Below are 15804 nucleotides of genomic sequence, written 5' to 3'. Positions count from 1 at the left end.
CGTGTCCGTCCGTACGACGATCGCGCTGGCGCTGCTCGTCGCGCTCGCCGGTTGCTCCGGTGCCGACGAACCCCGCGACGCACCCACTGCGGACATCGACGCCGGCCTCGACGACGGCCTGGTCGTGGTGGAGCCGACCACCGCCCTGCTCGACTGGCAGGACACCGGCGTCGAGGTCGGCACCCGCTTCGTCCAGGGCCCTGAGTGGGAGGCGATCGGCTCGGACGACGGCAGCTCGGTCGAGCTCGTCCGCGATGGAGACTCGATCGAGATCGACGCAGGTCCCGGCCGCACGATCTCAGAGGTGCTGATGTCCGAGGACTGGGCGGTCGTGGTCAGGCAGGACAGGACCGAGACCGCGCCCAGCGAGGTCGTCGCCGTCGACCTCGCCACCGGCGAGCAGCGCGACGTGGTCAGCCCGCCCGCCGCGAGCGGCGGCTCGTGGGCGCTCACGGGCGGCGACCTCTACTACCCGACGTACGGCGACGCCGGCGCGTACTGCCTGGCCACCAGCGCGCTCGCCGACGGCAACGGCGAGGACGGTTGGTGCGCGCCCGGGAAGAACGGCTTCTCCGGCCTCACCGCCAGCGGCCACGGCGTGGGGATGATGACGTTCGACGATGCCCGCCCGATCGCCTGCCGGACGGTCAACCTGCTCGAGGCCGGCGTGCCGAAGCCGCTCGACCACGCCGACGACTGCAGGGCCTGGGACGTCGCGGCCACCGCCGGCGGAGTCGTCTGGTCGGAGGTTCCACGGCCGCGCCGCCAGGAGGAGGCGCGCTTCAGTGCCGTCGACGCAGGTGCCTCCTTCGACCTCGGCCCCGGCACGACCGGCAGCCTCGTCCCCTGCGGCGACTCGGTCTTCTTCGCCCGCGACCCCCAGGGTCCGGACGAGCCCGCTCGGCTGATGCGGTGGACGCCGGAGCGCACGCTCGAGATCGCCTACGAGTCCGCATCCGCCGGCAACGCCTTCCTCGGCGAGCCCGTCTGCGGGGGTGGCGCCCTCACCCTCACCTCCTTCGGGGAGTCCGGCGACGAGCACGTGTCGGCACGGGTCGAATAGTCCGTTCGGTCGCTTGCACGAATGCACGCTGCACTGCGACAGCAATTCCCGACGCCTGCATTGGCGGCGCATTGTTGCGACGGCGGAGAAACATTGGCCGTTCGGCAACTGTCAAGCCTCCCCGGCCGACTGGGACAGTTTCGCCAGCAGTCGGGAAGAAGTCCCGGTCGCACCAACGGGGAGGGCAGAAATGACCGTTTTCAGAGTTTTCGTCTCGGGACTGGCCGCAGCGACATTCATGCTGGGCGGGGCAGGTCCCGGCTCGGCCGCCGGTGGGGAGATCGAGCCCGAGACCATCACCAGCGTCCCGGACATCACCGTGAGCGAGCCCGAGATCGGTCCGATCACCGAGGAGATCGACGTCGTCCTGGAATCCACCACTCCGGACGGCGCCGCGCCGGTGACCGGGTCGAAGGACCTCGATGACGCGGTCACCACGGCGGCCGCCACGTCGTGCGGCTCCCGGACCGTGCCCGCCAACTACGGGATCACCGTCTTCGGCAACTACTACAAGTCGGTCGTCCACACCTCCGGGCTGAGCAACTGCCGCAGGTACGCGAACATCACCTCGGCGAGCGTGTCCTCCCACTCGTGCAACAAGTACGGGTGGTGGACGATCGCGAACTCGATCACCAAGAGCCGCAACCTCGGCGCGACCGGCGTCCCGCAGTCGACGTCGCTCTTCGAGTGCAACTTCCACGGCGGAGCGCAGATCAAGGGCGTCGGCATCGGCATCACGCGCGACCTCTACACGCGCATCACGGCCTACGTCTCGAGCGGCACCCTGTGGCACCGCTGGAGCGTCTGGGACAGCTGCTGCTGACCTGACGCTGTGACCTCCATCCTCACAGCCGGGTCCGGCAGGCGCGGTTCCTCGCGCCTGCCGGGCCCCGTGGCTGCCCTCACCTGCGCCTCCCTCCTCCTCACGCTCCAAGCATGCACCGGCGAGCCGCCCACCGCGCCCCCGAGCCCGGGCGACGCGACCACGCAGCCCACCCAGGGCGCCGGTCGCGACACCGCCACGCCGACCCCCCTCGTCGACGAGCTGGTCTTCGGCCACACCACCCCGGAGAGCTTCGCGGTCCTCCAGCGAGCGACGGGCGAGTGCATGGCCGCCCGGGACCTCCCCTACGTCGTCGAGACCTACCTCGACGACGACGCCACGAACCAGGCCGAGCGCAGCACCGTCGCGTGGCGGACCACCTACGGATTCGGCATCAGCACCTCCGCGCTCCTCACGGAGGCGACGGCGCAGGCGCTGGTCGACACCCCGAACGAGGACCACGCCGCCACCTTGCCGCCCCGGCGCCACCTCACCTACGTGAGGAGGCTCGCGGCCTGTCGCCAGGAGGCCACCGAGCTCGTGTTCGCACAGCAGGCATGGTTCAAGGAGTCGCTGCCGCCCGCCGTCAGCGAGACCGGCGAGGCGCTCGCCAGCTTCACCACGCCGGCGCTCGTGGCGGAGTCGGAGCGGTGGGCGGAGTGCATGCGCTCACTCGGCCACGACTTCGACGGGCCCGTCGAGGCGCAACAGGAATTGTTCGCCGACCACCAATCCCTTTCATCATTGACCGATCAATCGGATCCGCGAATTCTCGCCCTGCAAAAGCGAGAGATATCCATTTCGCTCGACGATCTCGAATGCTCGATCGGAATGCAGGCTACACTCGACGAGGTCAAGCAGGACCTCGAACGCGAGCTCACAGAACTGGCCCCGCGCACTGCGTGGATGCCGGAAACACTCGAGGAGAACACATGAGCACCGCATCGCCTTCTCGTGACCGGGGGGACTCGTTGGCCCTGGGAGCGTTTGTCCTGTCACTGTTGTGGATCTTCGGCCTCGGCTCCCTCGCCGGACTCGTCCTGGGAATCGTGTCGGTCCGGCGCTCGCGCCGCGACGGGACGCCTGCGTCCTGGTGGGCCGTCGCCGCCATCGTCATCGGCGCCGTGGGGCTCGTCGCCGCGCTCGGGTCGGCGCTCGTCACCGGTTCCCTCGAGCCGTCCGGGACCACCTCCGGCAGCGCGCCTGCCGGCTGAGCAGGACGGCGGCCACCAGCAGCCGGCGTGGGCTCGGTGGGCTAGCGTCGCGGGGTGAGCTTCACCGGATTCCCCGTCGCCGCGCTCGACTTCTACGACGACCTCGAGATGGACAACACCAAGTCCTTCTGGGAGGCCCACAAGGGCGTCTGGAAGGAGTCCGTCGAGGCGCCGATGAAGGCGCTCGTGGCCGAGCTCGAGCCGGAGTTCGGCCCGGCGAAGGTGTTCCGGCCCTACCGCGACGTGCGCTTCGCCAAGGACAAGACGCCCTACAAGACCCACCAGGGCGCGTACGTCGCCGCGGCGCCGTCGACCGGGTGGTACGTCGAGATCTCCGCACGCGGCACCCGCGTCGGGGCGGGGTTCTACGACGCGGACGGCCCGCGGCTGGCGGCGATCCGCGAGGCGATGGCCGACGAGAAGTCCGGCAAGGCTCTCGAGCGGCTCCTCAAGCGCCTGGAGAAGGACGGCTTCGAGCTGGGCGGCGAGCGGCTCAAGACGTCGCCGCGCGGCTGGCCCGCCGACCACCCCCGGATCGAGCTGCTGCGCTGCAAGCAGCTCATCGCGAACAGGTCCTACGGCTTCGAGGCCGACGCCATCGACGCCGGTCTCGTCGACCGGGTGCGGGCGGACTGGAAGACCCTGCGCCCGCTCGTCAGCTGGCTGCGCGCCGTCGACCCGGGCTAGTCGGCGACGAGAGTTCGGCTCGACGTCCCGCGACGTTCACGCACCCGACGCCGTACGCCGCGACGCTGACGCCATGGCCAAGAAGCTGTTCCTGCTGCACATCGGCCCGGCCCCCGTCGACGTGAGTGCGATGACTAACGCACTGGCCCTGGGACGGATCGTCGTCCCCGACGTCGACACCGAGGTCCTCGACCACGCCGGCATCGAGATCCGTCGGACCCACAAGGCCGCCGGCCTGAAGCGCAAGCACGTCGAGGGCGCGTGGGCGAAGGTCTGCCGCAGGGCCCACAAGAGCGGGTCCGACTGCTTCGCCAGCGTGCCCGACTTCTTCGGGGCGACGCCGGAGCAGGCAGCCCTCGCGCTCGACGGCCTCGCCGGGTTCCGCGTCGTGCTCGTGGTCACCAGCGGCTTCTCGGCTGAGCCGCCGACCGCGTGGACGTCCCAGGTCAAGGAGGGGCGGACGCACGTGCTGCCGTCCGACCTCGGCGACGACCAGCTCGCAGCCCAGGTCGCGCGGATCGCGCTGATCGAGGAGGAGGCGCGCCTGGACCGGCGGCTCTCGAAGATCACGAAGCGGCGCCGCCTGGTGAACCGGAGGCTGGCCGCCTGAGTTTCGAGGCTCGCTGCGCTCGCACCTCAACCACCGATTCGAGGCTCGCTGCGCTCGCACCTCAACCTCCGAGGGCGGGTCAGTGGGGCTGCCAGGCGTCCTCGTCCTGCGTGAGCGCGGCGACGCCCTGGGGCAGGGTGCCGTCGGCGAGGTCCTGGATGGAGACCTGCTCGAAGACCATGCGCAGCGAGTGGCGCGCCGCGATCCAGACGTGCTGGAGCACCTGGGCCGAGTCGTCGTACTCCACCGCCTCGGGACGCAGGCCGTAGACCGAGACCAGCGGACCGTCCACGGCGCGGATCACGTCGGCGACGGTGACCGTCGCCGGCTTGCGCGCGAAGCGCCACCCGCCCGACTGGCCGCGCTGGGACACCACGATGTCGGCGCGTCGGAGGTCGGCGAGGATCGCCTGGAGGAAGCCGTGGGGGATGCCCTGGGCCTTGCCCAGCTGCTCGGCGCTGACGGCCGTGCCGTCGGTGCGCACCGCGATCTCGATCAGCGCCCGGAGGGCATAGTCGGCTTTGGCGGAGACGCGCATGGGGCCAGTTTGTCAGACAAGTCGACACACACACTCGTGTTGGGCGTCGCGGCACCGCGACAGCCGTACGCCGCCCCGGAGCGCAGGACGGCGTACGGCATCGGGACGACCCCTCAGACGGGCTGCAGCTCCGCCTCGTCGCGCGCGGCGGCGCGGGAGAGACGCTCCTGCTTCACGGCCCACACGATCGCGCTGATCCACAGCACGAAGACGACCGCAGCCGTCACGGCGACACCGACGCCGGGCACTCCGACGGCCTCGAGGAGGGTCTTGGAGTTGGTCAGGATGATCAGGCCGCCGGCAGCGGTGCCGAGCACGCGGGCGGCGAGGTGGCGCACCAGCCACGCGGCGATCGGGGCTGCGATCACGCCGCCGACCAGCAGCGCACCGGCGTAGCCCCAGTTGATCCCGGCCGAGCCGAGGCCGAAGAGGAAGCCGAGCGAGGCGCCGACCGCGACCACGAACTCGGACGTGTCGATCGAGCCGACGACCTTGCGGGGCTCGAGGCGACCGCTGGAGAGCAGCGACGTGGTGCCGACCGGGCCCCAACCACCGCCACCGACGGCGTCGAGCGTGCCGGCGACGAGGCCCATCGGGGCCAGGAAGGCCACCGACGGCCGGCCCTTGAAGGTCGGGCGGGCGCCGCCGAGGCGCAGGAAGCGGTAGACGACGTAGAAGCCGAGGCTCAGCAGGATGACCGCGACGACCGGCTTGGCGACCGCGGCATCCATGTTGGACAGCAGGGTCGCGCCGAGGAACGCGCCGACGAAGCCGGGCACCGCGAGGATCCCGACGGTGCGCCAGTCGACGTTGCCGAACTTGTGGTGCGAGGCGCCGGAGACGAGCGAGGTCCCGAGCTCGGAGAAGTGGACCGCGGCCGAGGCGGCGGCGGGGGCGACACCGGCGGCGAGCAGGAGCGTCGAGGACGTCACGCCGTAGGCCATGCCGAGTGATCCGTCGATGAGCTGGGCGAGCAGCCCCACGAAGCCGAGGACGATGAGCTTGCGCACGGGCGAGCCCCTTTCAGGTGCAGCGAGTCGAGTGAGTGACGTTTGTCGGGTGAAAGACTAGACATAGTTTGGGTGATCGACAAACCCGAGATGCCGATCGGCGTGTCCTTTCACCAGATCTGGGGAGCGACCGGGCGGGATCCGACGCTCGTCCGCGCCGCTGTGACGAGGCAGATTCGGGGTTCGTGTTGCGTGACGCCGTCCGGCGAGGCATCATTTTGTTACCGGCGAGTAGCACGTGCCCACCCAGCACGGCTCGCCCCCGAGATCCGCACCCGCACGCGACCTGACAGGTGGAAGCCGTGAGCCACTACAAGACCAACCTCCGCGACATCGAGTTCAACCTCTTCGAGGTCCTCGGCCGGGACGAGGTGCTCGGCACCGGACCCTTCGGTGACGTCGACGGCGAGAGCGCCCGCGAGATCCTCCGCGAGGTCGAGCGCCTCTCCCGCGAGGACATCGCCGCCTCCTACGAGGACAGCGACCGCAACCCGCCCGTCTTCGACCCCGCCACGCACACCGCGCCGGTGAGCGAGTCGTTCAAGGCCAGCTACCAGGCCTGGATGGACTCGGAGTTCTGGCGCCTGCAGGTCTTCGAGGAGATGGGCGGCACCCCCGCCCCCTCGTCGCTGATCTGGGCGATCGGCGAGATGGTGCTCGGCGCCAACGCCCCGGTGTGGATGTACGCCGCCGGCCCGGCCTTCGCCACCGTCGTCCACCGCAACGGCAACGAGCGCGACAAGGCTGTCGCCCAGCACATGGTCGACCGCCAGTGGGGCTGCACGATGGTCCTCACCGAGCCCGACGCCGGCTCCGACGTGGGCGCCGGCCGCGCCAAGGCCGTCGCCAACGACGACGGCTCGTGGAACATCACGGGCGTCAAGCGCTTCATCACCAGCGCCACGCACGACATGAGCGAGAACATCATGCACCTCGTCCTCGCGCGCCCCGAGGGCGTCGAGGGCGTGGGCGGTCCGGGCACCAAGGGCCTGTCGCTCTTCTGGATGCCCGAGCACCACTTCGACCCCGAGACCGGCGAGCTGACCGGCGAACGCAACGGCGTCTACGTCACCAACGTCGAGCACAAGATGGGCATCAAGGTCTCCAACACCTGCGAGGTCACCTTCGGCGACCCGCAGGTCGGCGGCGGCGAGCCCGCCAAGGGCTGGCTGCTCGGCGAGGTCCACGACGGCATCGCCCAGATGTTCCAGGTCATCGAGAACGCCCGCATGATGGTCGGCACCAAGGCCATCGCCACGCTGTCGACCGGCTACCTCAACGCCCTCGACTACGCCAAGGAGCGCGTACAGGGCGCCGACCTGACCCAGGCGGCCGACAAGACCGCCCCGCGCGTGACGATCACGCACCACCCCGACGTACGCCGCTCGCTGATGACGCAGAAGTCGTTCGCCGAGGCCATGCGCGCGCTGGTGCTCTACACCGCCACGTGGCAGGACCAGGTGATGGTCGCCGAGCACGAGGGCACCGCCGACTCCGACGAGGCCCGCCTCGCCGCGGCCGTCAACGACCTGCTGCTCCCGATCGTCAAGGGCTACGGCTCGGAGCGCTCGTGGGTGCTGCTCGGCACCGAGTCGCTGCAGACCTTCGGCGGCTCCGGCTTCCTGCAGGAGTACCCGATCGAGCAGTACGTCCGCGACGCCAAGATCGACACCCTCTACGAGGGCACGACCGCGATCCAGGGCCAGGACTTCTTCTTCCGCAAGATCGTCAAGGACCAGGGCCGCGCGCTGGGCCACCTGGCCAAGGAGATCGAGGGCTTCATCGCCTCCGAGGCCGGCAACGGTCGCCTCAAGAACGAGCGGGCCCTGCTCGCCACCGCGCTCGAGGACGCCAACGCCATCGTCGGCCACATGATCAACGACCTCATGTCCTCGCAGGAGGACGTGCGCAACATCTACAAGGTCGGGCTCAACACCTCCCGCCTGCTGATGGTGCTCGGCGACGTGGTCTGCGGCTGGCTGCTGCTGCGCCAGGCCGAGGTCGCCCTGGACAAGCTGTCCGGCGAGGTGTCGGCCAAGGACAAGGCGTTCTACGAGGGCAAGGTCCACGCGGCGCAGTTCTTCGCGCAGACCAACCTGCCGAAGGTCAGCGCCGAGCGCGCCATCGCCGAGGCCACCACCCTCGACCTGATGGACCTCGACGAGTCGTCCTTCTGATCGGAGCGCACCTCGCTGGTTGAGGTGCGAGGAGCTTCAGCGACGAGCCTCGAAACCTGCGTCCCGGACGTGCGGTTTCGAGGCTCGCTGCGCTCGCACCTCAACCACCGATCGGCCGCCGGCATGACAGGTGTCACGCCGAGGTCGTGACCTCTGCCCCCTGTGCACCGGGGCCGGCACGGCGAGGCTGGAGCCGTGACCGACACCCACGCACCCGCCATCCGCACCTCGGGGCTCCGCAAGACCTTCCGCGCCCCCGACGGCGGCACCGTCGTCGCGGTCGACGGCGTCGACCTGGTCGTCGAGCCCGGTGAGATCGTCGCCTTCCTCGGCCCCAACGGAGCCGGGAAGACCACGACCGTCGACATGCTGCTCGGGCTCACCAGTCCCGACGCCGGGACCGTCGAGGTCTTCGGCGGGCCGCCTCGCCGCGCGGTGACGCAGGGCCGCGTCTCGGCCGTGATGCAGACCGGCGGCCTGCTTCCGGACTTCACCGTCGAGGAGACGGTGCGGGCGATCGCCGCGACCCACGGGCGCAGCGACCGGGTGGCCACCGTCATCGAGCGCGCGGGGCTGGCCGAGATCGCCGACCGCCGCGTGCAGGCCTGCTCGGGCGGTGAGCAGCAGCGCCTGAAGTTCGCCCTGGCGCTCGTGCCGGACCCTGACCTGCTCGTCCTCGACGAGCCGACCGCCGGGATGGACGTCGCCACCCGCCAGCACTTCTGGGACACCATGCGCGCCGACGCCGCACTAGGGCGCACCATCGTCTTCGCCACACACTACCTCGCCGAGGCGGACGCGTTCGCCGAGCGCACGGTGCTGATCGCCGGCGGCCGGATCGTGGCCGACGGGCCCACGGCGGACGTACGCGCGGCCTTCGGCGGTCGCAGCGTGTCGTTCCGGCCGCCGGACGACGTCGTACGCCCCGACGGCCTCGACCCCGCGTGGCTGGCCCGCGTCGAGCAGGCCCTCGCCCCGCTCGGCGTGTCCGGGATCGAGGTGTCGAGCGCCAGCCTCGAGTCGGCGTTCATCGCCCTCACCGGAGACACGCCCGGGGCCGCCCCCGAGATCGCGCCCGACGCCGCCACAGCCGCCGAGCTGACCGGAGCCACCCGATGACCGCCACGAGCACGATCCCCACAGCCACCACCCGCGCGCCGCGCCCGGCCCTGGCGACGTACGCCGCCCTCGACCTCAGGCGGCAGCTGCGCGACCGCGTGGGGATGTTCTTCATCGTCGCTCTGCCGTCGTTCATGTACGTCGTGTTCGGCCTCGGCTCCGACGAGCGGGTCGGCAGCGGCAACGTCGCGATGTACGTCATGACCTCGATGGCGACGTACGCCGCGGTGACGGCCACCACGACCGTCGCGGGCGGGGCGACGATCGAGCAGACGATGGGCTGGGGCCGCCAGCTCGCGCTGACCCCGCTGCGGCCGCTGGCGCTCGTCGGGATCAAGGCCGGCGTCGCGATGACCGTGGCCGCCGTCGCGGTCGGGCTGGTCTTCGCGATCGGTGCGATCACCGGCGCCAGCGGCTCGGCCGGCGACTGGGTGATGTCCGGGCTGGTGGTCTGGCTCGGGTCGGCGATGTTCGCGGTCTACGGCCTGGCGATCTGCCTGGTCTTCCGCGGCCCCAACACCGCCGGCATCGCGTCGGGACTCATCGTGGTGATGGCCTTCCTCGGCAACCTCTTCACGCCGATGGACGGACTCATGCTCGACATCGGCCGTCTGACGCCGATGTACGGCTTCGCGGCGCTGGCGCACTACCCGCAGACCGACGGGTGGCTCCCCAACGGCGAGCACGACCCGCTGTGGCTGCCGGTCGCTAACGTGCTCGTGTGGACGGTGATCTTCTGCCTGATGGCTCTGTGGGGCGTACGCCGCAGCCGGGCGCGCACGTGACGGCCGGCGTGACCGCCGACCCGTTGCCCCCCAACCCCTGGGAGAAGTGGGGCTGGGCCTTCGCCGCGATCTGGCTGGTCTTCCTCGCCTACCCCGTCATCGCGGTCGCCGAGTCGGACGCCCCGGTGCTCGCGAAGGTCGCGAGCCTGCTGTGCATCGCGGGCTTCGCGGTGGCCAACGTGATGGCCTACAGCCCGCGGAACAACACCTGGGTCTTCCTGGGCCTGATGGTCGCCCTCGGGCTGGCGACGGTGCCGGTGATCGGCGTCAGCGCCGTCTCCTACACCCCCTACCTCGCCATCTTGTCGGCACTCGAGCTGCCGTCGCCGGCGTGGAAGTGGTCGGTCGCCGCCTGGGCCGTGCTGCCGCTGCTCTCGCTGCTGGGCATCGAGGGCTTCCCGTCCTACATCTTCCTCATGCTCTGGCCGATCATGCTGGGCGGCGTGATGCTCCGGATCTTCGGCGAGCGCGAGGAGGTCGCCCACGAGGCGCAGCGCCAGTTCGCGCTGGTCACCGAGCGCGAACGGGTGGCGCGCGACGTGCACGACGTGCTGGGCCACTCGCTGACGGCGCTGTCGGTCAAGGCCGAGCTCGCCGCCCGGCTCGTCGACGTCGACCCGGTCCGGGCCAAGGCCGAGCTGGAGTCCATCCAGGCCACTGCCCGCCAGGCGCTTGCCGAGGTGCGCGCCACCGTCGGCGGCCTGCGGGCGGGCAACCTCGAGGCCGAGCTGGCCGCGGCGCCCCTGGTCCTCGCCGACGCCGGCATCGCCACGACCGTGACGGGCGACGTCGCCGACACCGACCCGCGCCACCGGGCGCTGCTGGCCTGGGTGCTGCGCGAGTCGGTCACCAACGTCGTACGCCATGCACGCGCCGACTCGGTGGTGATCGAGCTCAGCCCCCGCGGCATCTGCGTCACCGACGACGGCGCCGGGTGCAGCGGCGGCGAGGGCAACGGGCTCCGCGGGATGCGCGAGCGCGTCAGCGGGGTCGGCGGCACCTTGGCGATCTCCCCGGCGGACCCGGGCACGCGGGTGGAGGTGGCGCTGCCGTGATCCGGCTGCTGCTCGCCGACGACCAGGCGCTGGTGCGGGGCGCGCTCGCCGCTCTCCTCGACCTCGAGGCCGACCTCGAGGTGGTCGCCCAGGTCGGGCGCGGCGACGAGGTCGTGGAGGCCGCGCGCGCCTCGGGCGCCGAGGTCTGCCTGCTCGACATCGAGATGCCGGGGCTCACCGGCATCGACGCGGCCGCCGCCGTGCGCCGCGAGCTGCCGGGCGTGCGCTCGCTCGTCGTCACCACCTTCGGGCGCCCGGGCTACGTCCGTCGCGCCATCGAGGCCGGCGCCTCGGGGTTCGTCGTCAAGGACACCCCTGCGCGCCAGCTCGCCGACGCGGTGCGGCGTGTCCACGCCGGCCTGCGGGTGATCGACCCCGACCTCGCGGCCGAGTCGCTGATCGACGGGCCGAGCCCGCTGACGGGTCGCGAGCGCGAGCTGCTGACGTACGCGCTCGATGGGTCCCCGGTCGCCGCGATCGCCGCGCGGGTGCACCTGTCGGAGGGCACCGTGCGCAACCACCTGTCGGCTGCGATCGGCAAGACGGGCGCGACGACGCGCAGCGAGGCGGCACGGATCGCGCTGGACCGCGGCTGGCTGTAGGTGACGGGGAGCGCGCTCAACCCGCTGTGACGCTGTGGGGGCGCCGGGACGCGGTCGCCGACACCCCACGCGTGACGTCAGACGTCGCGGCGCTCCTCGACGTGGGTGGTCTTCGAGCGCTGGTTGTTCATGACGAGGCCGAGCACGAGGGCCAGCACGCCTGCGATGACCAGGATCCAGCCGACCGTGGTCGGGTCGACGACCTCCTGCAGGGAGTCGGGGAACTCCTTGATGGCGAAGAGGAGGATCAGGCCGATGACGAGCAGCAGGATGCCGATGCCGATACCCACGATGACTCCTTTGACGTGTCGCGGTCGGTCTCGGGGCCGACCGTCCCCGGAAGCCTAGGACCTCCCGCGACCCCGACCCGCGCACCTCACACCCGTGGGGGTGTCCGCGGGTGCCGGCCCGTGTCGGCCGGAGCCCCTAGGCTCGGGGCCATGACGGACCAGGACCGCCTCACCGCCCTCGTCGCCGTGTGGTGGGAGGCGATCGACTCCTTCACCCACCTGCTCGAGCACGTCGGCGACGACCAGTGGACGACCCCGACCGACCTGCCCGGGTGGGACGTGCACGCCGTGGCGGCCCACACCGCCCACCTCGAGGCGCTCCTCGCCGGGCGTCCCCACGACGACGTCGAGGTCGGCGAGGCGCCCCACGCGCGCGGGATGATGGGGCAGTTCACCGAGCAGGGCGTCGTGGCCCGACGCGCGCACCCGGGCGACGCCGTCATCACCGAGATCCGCGAGTCGGCGACCGCGCGGCACACCCAGCTCCTCGCCGACCCGCCGACCGACACCTCGGCGCCGGCCCCCGGTGCCTTCGGCGCGATCGGGTGGACGACCGGCCTGCTGCTGCGCAACCGCCCCCTCGACGTCTGGATGCACGAGCAGGACGTCCGCCGCGCCCTCGACCTGCCCGGCAACCTCGACTCGGCGCCCGCGCGGCACGCGACCGACTACCTGCTGGAGAGCCTGCCCCTCATGGTCGCCAAGCGGGCCGGCGCGCCGGTCGGCAGCGTCGTACGCCTCGAGGTGGAGGGCCACGAGCCCGCGACCGCCGTGGTCGGCGAGGACGGTCGCGGCCGCACCGGGACGACCGCCGACGACGCGACCGCCACGCTGGCGATGGACCGCGAGACCTTCGTCCTGCTCGCGGGCGGGCGGCGCGCCGCCGCTCCCGGCAGCGTCCGGGTCTCGGGCGACACGGCGTTGGGCGATCGGGTCCTGGCCTCTATGGCCGTCACTCCGTGACGTGGAGGACCGCCGCTACTGGAGAACGCCGAGCCAGGCGTGGTGGGGGTCGATCGCGGCCACTGCATCGCGGAGCCACCCGCGGGAGGCGTCGTCCAGCATCGGGAGAGCCACGTCGGCGTCCAGTCGATCCTTCTCCCTCGACTGTGCGGCCTTGAACATCAGCGTGACCTCAGGCCGCGCGTAGCGCAGTCCGTCGGGCGCGACCCAGGTGACGGCGTCAAGCTCCTCGGTGTGCTCGGGATTGCGCTTGTTCGTCCAGCGGCCCCCGGTGTCGGGGGTGAACGGGACATCCAGGACCCACGGGGACTGCGCGTCCCGGCGGATCCAGAGCTGACTGTCTGGTCGTACGTCGCTGAATCGGGCGTCGAACGGTCGGAACCAGGAGTCGTCAACGTTCCACGGTGTCCAGCGCTCGCCGAGGAACATCCGGAACGCTTCGGCATCACTCGACAGGATGGAGATGTCCATGTCCTCGTGCGCCCGGCTGACGCCTGTGAACACCTCGATGCTCCATCCGCCGATGATCCACCAGGGCCGGTCGAAGCCCTCCATGAATTCCGCGATGGTCGTGGGGTCGAGGGGGTCCCATCCGCCGTACCAACGACGGAAGCCCTCCGGTGGCAGGGGTCCGACTGTGGGCGGCTCGGGTGTCGGCGGGGAGAGCGGAGTCGACGGCACGATTGGCGAGACTACCTAGGAGCGGTCCTGCACCCGCACGAGCCCGGAGAGCGTGCCCAGCCACGCGGTGCCGTCGGGGCCGAGGGCGACCTCGGAGTGGTGGCTGCCGGCGAGGAGGCCGGTGCCGGTCCGCACGCCCCACATGCTCCGCCCGGACTGCAGGTCGATCGCGGTCAGGTGCCACGCGCTCACGCCGGTCAACGATGGCCGCTTGGTCCACGCGTAGGCCAGGCCGTTGGGACGGCTCACCGTCACGCCCGAGCTCGGGGAGACCGCGTCGCTGGTCCAGCGCACGACGCACCCGTCGTCGACGAGGTCGACGCGCGCCACACCCGGACTGCTGGTGAAGCCGAGCAGGGTGCTGCGTGGGGAGGAGTAGCCGTCGTTGTTGGTGACCACGACCCCTCGCCCGAGGGGGGCCAGGGGGCTGTCGGTGGCGCCGTCGTCCTCCTCGAAGACCGACTGGCGGCACAGGTGGCGCCCGTCGTCGCGGGCCACGAACAGCACGCCGAGCCGTGAGTCGACGCGGTCGGTGATCGCCACGACGCCGCCGTCGAGCAGCACCGGCGGCGAGCCGCTCGAGCCGTCGTACTCGCTGCGCCACACGGTCTGCGGGGTGCCGTCCGCCCCGGCCACGAGGCGGTGCAGCGCGGCGTCGGTGACGACGTAGGCGCCGGACTCGTCGGTGGCGAGCTGACGGCCCACGTCCTCGCCGAGGTCGGTCACCCGCACCTGCCCGGTGTCCGCGGCGATGGTGCCGACGAGGCCCTTGGCCGACGCCCACCAGGTCGTGCCCGTCCAGTCGGGCGCGAGCCCGACGAGGCAGTCGCCGAAGGGGACGTAGGGCTTGAGGTCGGTCGTCGACAGCGTGGACAGGTCGGGCTCGTCCTTCGCCGACCGCGTGCCGACCACCAGCACCTGGCGGTCGCGGGTCGCGACCACGACGCGGTCGCTCGCGTCGAGGTAGGACGGGTCGTCGTCGCACGTCGCGTCCTCCGGCAGCTCGCGGCTGACCACCGGCCGCATCGTGTCGGCGTCGACGAGGCGCAGGCTCGGACCCGAGCGGTCGGTGCACCGGGCCAGCAGGAGGCCGGTGGCCGTGGGCTCGAGGCGCGCGCACTGCTGGAGGCCGAACCACGCGGTCTCGACCTCGGGCTGCAGGCCGAGGGGGCCGGGGCGTGACGACCCGGCTGCGGCGAGCTGGGGGTTCTGCGGCAGCTCGCCGGGGACCGGCTGCGCGGTCGCCGGTCGTCCGACGTACGACGGGCCGGCCCACGCGCCGGGCGCGGGCGGGATCGGCAGCCAACCGTCGGGGACCACCACCGCGACGCCGACCAGCAGGAACACTGCCGCGACCGAGATGCCGGCGACCCGGCGGCTGACGTGGGCGCGGTCCAGCACCCACCAGCGCAGGCGCGGCACGCACAGCAGGGCTGCGGCGACGACGAGCACGGCCGGTCCCCACCCCAGCCAGAGCAGCAGGAGCACACCGACCAGCCAGACCACCGGGCGACTCTAGGTGAGCGACCCGCGGTGCCCGGGGAGGCGCAGCGCGGCGTACGCCGATGCGTCGGTCACACGACCGGTCGACGCCCGGAGCGGCGCCTCAGTCGACGGCGGCGCGCGGTCGCGGCGTGGTCAGCGTGAGGTCGGCGAAGGCGCCGGCACCGTGGCGCAGGAACACGCGTGAGCGACGCGGCACCGGGACCCGCTGCGGCGCGGGCTCGTGCACCGGGACCGCCTCGGCGACCGGCTCCGGTTGCGACCGGGCCACCAGCGACCCGGTGAACATGTCGAGTGACTTGATGCGTCCCGAGAGGTCTTCGTGGTGATCGCGCTCGCGCTTCATCAGCTGGCTCCTTCTGCCCCACCCGGCTGGTCCCCCACGGACCGCCTGGTGGGACCAAGGCTAGGAGCGTGCGGGGACGCCGTTCACGACTAGGAGAAGCCTTGGCGAAGTCTTCGAGAGACGGTCCAGACATGCCCCGGACTGCGTCAAGGACCCGCGGTCAGGCCCTGTCCCTCGGCGGGCAGCACGGACCGGGCGACGGCCCCCCGGCCGCCGCCCGGTCACGACTCAGCGTCGGGGCGGGCTCCCCGAGACCGCCCGGTCCCCCGCGGCACGTGGCCTCGGCAGGACCGGCTGCGCGGCCTCGGGTCGTCCGTCGTACGCCGTCTCCCCCACGG

Annotated in this window: 18 protein-coding genes; 12 read left to right on the top strand and 6 right to left on the bottom strand. The window is 71.8% G+C overall.

The annotated features are described in order from the left end of the window. Position 1: 1 nt before the first annotated feature. The 6 genes from IRX98_RS09760 (at position 2) to IRX98_RS09735 (ending at position 4397) form a co-directional block, all read left to right on the top strand. A complete protein-coding gene (locus IRX98_RS09760; protein ID WP_224276231.1) occupies positions 2–1063 on the top strand; it encodes a hypothetical protein in 1062 nt (353 codons plus the stop codon). Between the two features lie 190 nt (positions 1064–1253). After that, positions 1254–1886 carry a hypothetical protein gene (locus IRX98_RS09755; RefSeq protein WP_224276229.1) on the top strand — a complete coding sequence of 211 codons (633 nt, stop codon included), beginning with the start codon at positions 1254–1256 and terminating at the stop codon, positions 1884–1886. 285 nt (positions 1887–2171) lie between these two features. Further along, complete coding sequence (locus tag IRX98_RS09750) at positions 2172–2822, top strand: hypothetical protein (RefSeq protein WP_224276226.1); 651 nt, start codon at positions 2172–2174, stop codon at positions 2820–2822. Next, positions 2819–3100 carry a DUF4190 domain-containing protein gene (locus IRX98_RS09745; RefSeq protein WP_224276224.1) on the top strand — a complete coding sequence of 94 codons (282 nt, stop codon included), beginning with the start codon at positions 2819–2821 and terminating at the stop codon, positions 3098–3100. The genes IRX98_RS09750 and IRX98_RS09745 overlap by 4 nt, the downstream gene beginning before the upstream one ends. Positions 3101–3154: 54 nt before the next feature. After that, a complete protein-coding gene (locus tag IRX98_RS09740; RefSeq protein WP_224276222.1) occupies positions 3155–3787 on the top strand; it encodes a DUF2461 domain-containing protein in 633 nt (210 codons plus the stop codon). Positions 3788–3860: 73 nt separating this feature from the next. Next, the gene (locus IRX98_RS09735) at positions 3861–4397 is read left to right on the top strand and encodes a hypothetical protein (RefSeq protein ID WP_224276220.1); all 537 of its coding nucleotides are present in this window, start codon (positions 3861–3863) and stop codon (positions 4395–4397) included. Positions 4398–4476: 79 nt separating this feature from the next. On the opposite strand, the gene IRX98_RS09730 is transcribed toward IRX98_RS09735, so the two are convergent. Together IRX98_RS09730 and IRX98_RS09725 are read right to left on the bottom strand one after the other, a co-directional pair. Continuing rightward, positions 4477–4935 (bottom strand): RrF2 family transcriptional regulator, encoded by a 459-nt coding sequence (locus tag IRX98_RS09730; protein ID WP_224276218.1) that lies wholly within the window; start codon positions 4933–4935, stop codon positions 4477–4479. 113 nt (positions 4936–5048) lie between these two features. Continuing rightward, positions 5049–5945: a sulfite exporter TauE/SafE family protein gene (locus IRX98_RS09725; RefSeq protein WP_224276216.1), complete on the bottom strand. Its 897-nt coding sequence runs from the start codon at positions 5943–5945 to the stop codon at positions 5049–5051. Between the two features lie 302 nt (positions 5946–6247). On the opposite strand from IRX98_RS09725, the gene IRX98_RS09720 reads away from it, so the two are divergent. The 5 genes from IRX98_RS09720 (at position 6248) to IRX98_RS09700 (ending at position 11683) form a co-directional block, all read left to right on the top strand. After that, positions 6248–8122 carry an acyl-CoA dehydrogenase gene (locus IRX98_RS09720; protein ID WP_224276214.1) on the top strand — a complete coding sequence of 625 codons (1875 nt, stop codon included), beginning with the start codon at positions 6248–6250 and terminating at the stop codon, positions 8120–8122. A 195-nt stretch (positions 8123–8317) separates the two neighbouring features. Then, on the top strand, positions 8318–9241 hold the full coding sequence (locus tag IRX98_RS09715; RefSeq protein ID WP_224276211.1) for an ABC transporter ATP-binding protein: 924 nt from the start codon (positions 8318–8320) through the stop codon (positions 9239–9241). Continuing rightward, positions 9238–10026 (top strand): ABC transporter permease, encoded by a 789-nt coding sequence (locus IRX98_RS09710; RefSeq protein WP_224276209.1) that lies wholly within the window; start codon positions 9238–9240, stop codon positions 10024–10026. Before IRX98_RS09715 ends, IRX98_RS09710 begins: the two co-directional genes overlap by 4 nt. Then, positions 9963–11081 carry a sensor histidine kinase gene (locus tag IRX98_RS23425; protein WP_224276207.1) on the top strand — a complete coding sequence of 373 codons (1119 nt, stop codon included), beginning with the start codon at positions 9963–9965 and terminating at the stop codon, positions 11079–11081. The genes IRX98_RS09710 and IRX98_RS23425 overlap by 64 nt, the downstream gene beginning before the upstream one ends. Further along, positions 11078–11683, top strand: coding sequence for a response regulator transcription factor (locus IRX98_RS09700; protein ID WP_224276205.1), 606 nt, complete (start codon positions 11078–11080; stop codon positions 11681–11683). Before IRX98_RS23425 ends, IRX98_RS09700 begins: the two co-directional genes overlap by 4 nt. A 77-nt stretch (positions 11684–11760) precedes the next feature. Here the strand turns inward: IRX98_RS09700 and IRX98_RS09695 are convergent, their stop codons facing one another. Beyond that, positions 11761–11973 carry a DUF6458 family protein gene (locus IRX98_RS09695; protein WP_224276203.1) on the bottom strand — a complete coding sequence of 71 codons (213 nt, stop codon included), beginning with the start codon at positions 11971–11973 and terminating at the stop codon, positions 11761–11763. A gap of 150 nt (positions 11974–12123) precedes the next feature. Here IRX98_RS09695 and IRX98_RS09690 point away from each other — a divergent pair, with 150 nt between their 5' ends. Beyond that, on the top strand, positions 12124–12936 hold the full coding sequence (locus IRX98_RS09690; protein ID WP_224276201.1) for a maleylpyruvate isomerase family mycothiol-dependent enzyme: 813 nt from the start codon (positions 12124–12126) through the stop codon (positions 12934–12936). A 15-nt stretch (positions 12937–12951) separates the two neighbouring features. Here IRX98_RS09690 and IRX98_RS09685 read toward each other — a convergent pair whose 3' ends face one another. The 3 genes from IRX98_RS09685 to IRX98_RS09675 all read right to left on the bottom strand — a co-directional run bounded on the left by IRX98_RS09685 (position 12952) and on the right by IRX98_RS09675 (position 15466). Further along, on the bottom strand, positions 12952–13617 hold the full coding sequence (locus tag IRX98_RS09685; RefSeq protein ID WP_224276199.1) for a nucleotidyltransferase domain-containing protein: 666 nt from the start codon (positions 13615–13617) through the stop codon (positions 12952–12954). Positions 13618–13632: 15 nt separating this feature from the next. Then, positions 13633–15123: a PQQ-binding-like beta-propeller repeat protein gene (locus tag IRX98_RS09680; protein ID WP_224276197.1), complete on the bottom strand. Its 1491-nt coding sequence runs from the start codon at positions 15121–15123 to the stop codon at positions 13633–13635. A 100-nt stretch (positions 15124–15223) separates the two neighbouring features. After that, positions 15224–15466, bottom strand: a complete 243-nt coding sequence (locus tag IRX98_RS09675; protein ID WP_224276195.1) for a hypothetical protein — start codon at positions 15464–15466, stop codon at positions 15224–15226. Positions 15467–15804: the final 338 nt, after the last annotated feature.

This window comes from Nocardioides lacusdianchii (assembly GCF_020102855.1).
Taxonomy (GTDB): Bacteria; Actinomycetota; Actinomycetes; order Propionibacteriales; family Nocardioidaceae; genus Nocardioides; species Nocardioides lacusdianchii.
Note: the sequence above shows the minus strand (reverse complement) of the source record. Positions and strands in the feature narration are given on the sequence as shown.

Coding starts and splice junctions, on each gene's coding strand:
- IRX98_RS09755 (WP_224276229.1), top strand. CDS start 1,254: ATGACCGTTTTCAGAGTTTTCGTCTCGGGACTGGCCGCAGCGACATTC.
- IRX98_RS09750 (WP_224276226.1), top strand. CDS start 2,172: ATGGCCGCCCGGGACCTCCCCTACGTCGTCGAGACCTACCTCGACGAC.
- IRX98_RS09745 (WP_224276224.1), top strand. CDS start 2,819: ATGAGCACCGCATCGCCTTCTCGTGACCGGGGGGACTCGTTGGCCCTG.
- IRX98_RS09735 (WP_224276220.1), top strand. CDS start 3,861: ATGGCCAAGAAGCTGTTCCTGCTGCACATCGGCCCGGCCCCCGTCGAC.
- IRX98_RS09730 (WP_224276218.1), bottom strand. CDS start 4,935: ATGCGCGTCTCCGCCAAAGCCGACTATGCCCTCCGGGCGCTGATCGAG.
- IRX98_RS09710 (WP_224276209.1), top strand. CDS start 9,238: ATGACCGCCACGAGCACGATCCCCACAGCCACCACCCGCGCGCCGCGC.
- IRX98_RS09690 (WP_224276201.1), top strand. CDS start 12,124: ATGACGGACCAGGACCGCCTCACCGCCCTCGTCGCCGTGTGGTGGGAG.
- IRX98_RS09675 (WP_224276195.1), bottom strand. CDS start 15,466: ATGAAGCGCGAGCGCGATCACCACGAAGACCTCTCGGGACGCATCAAG.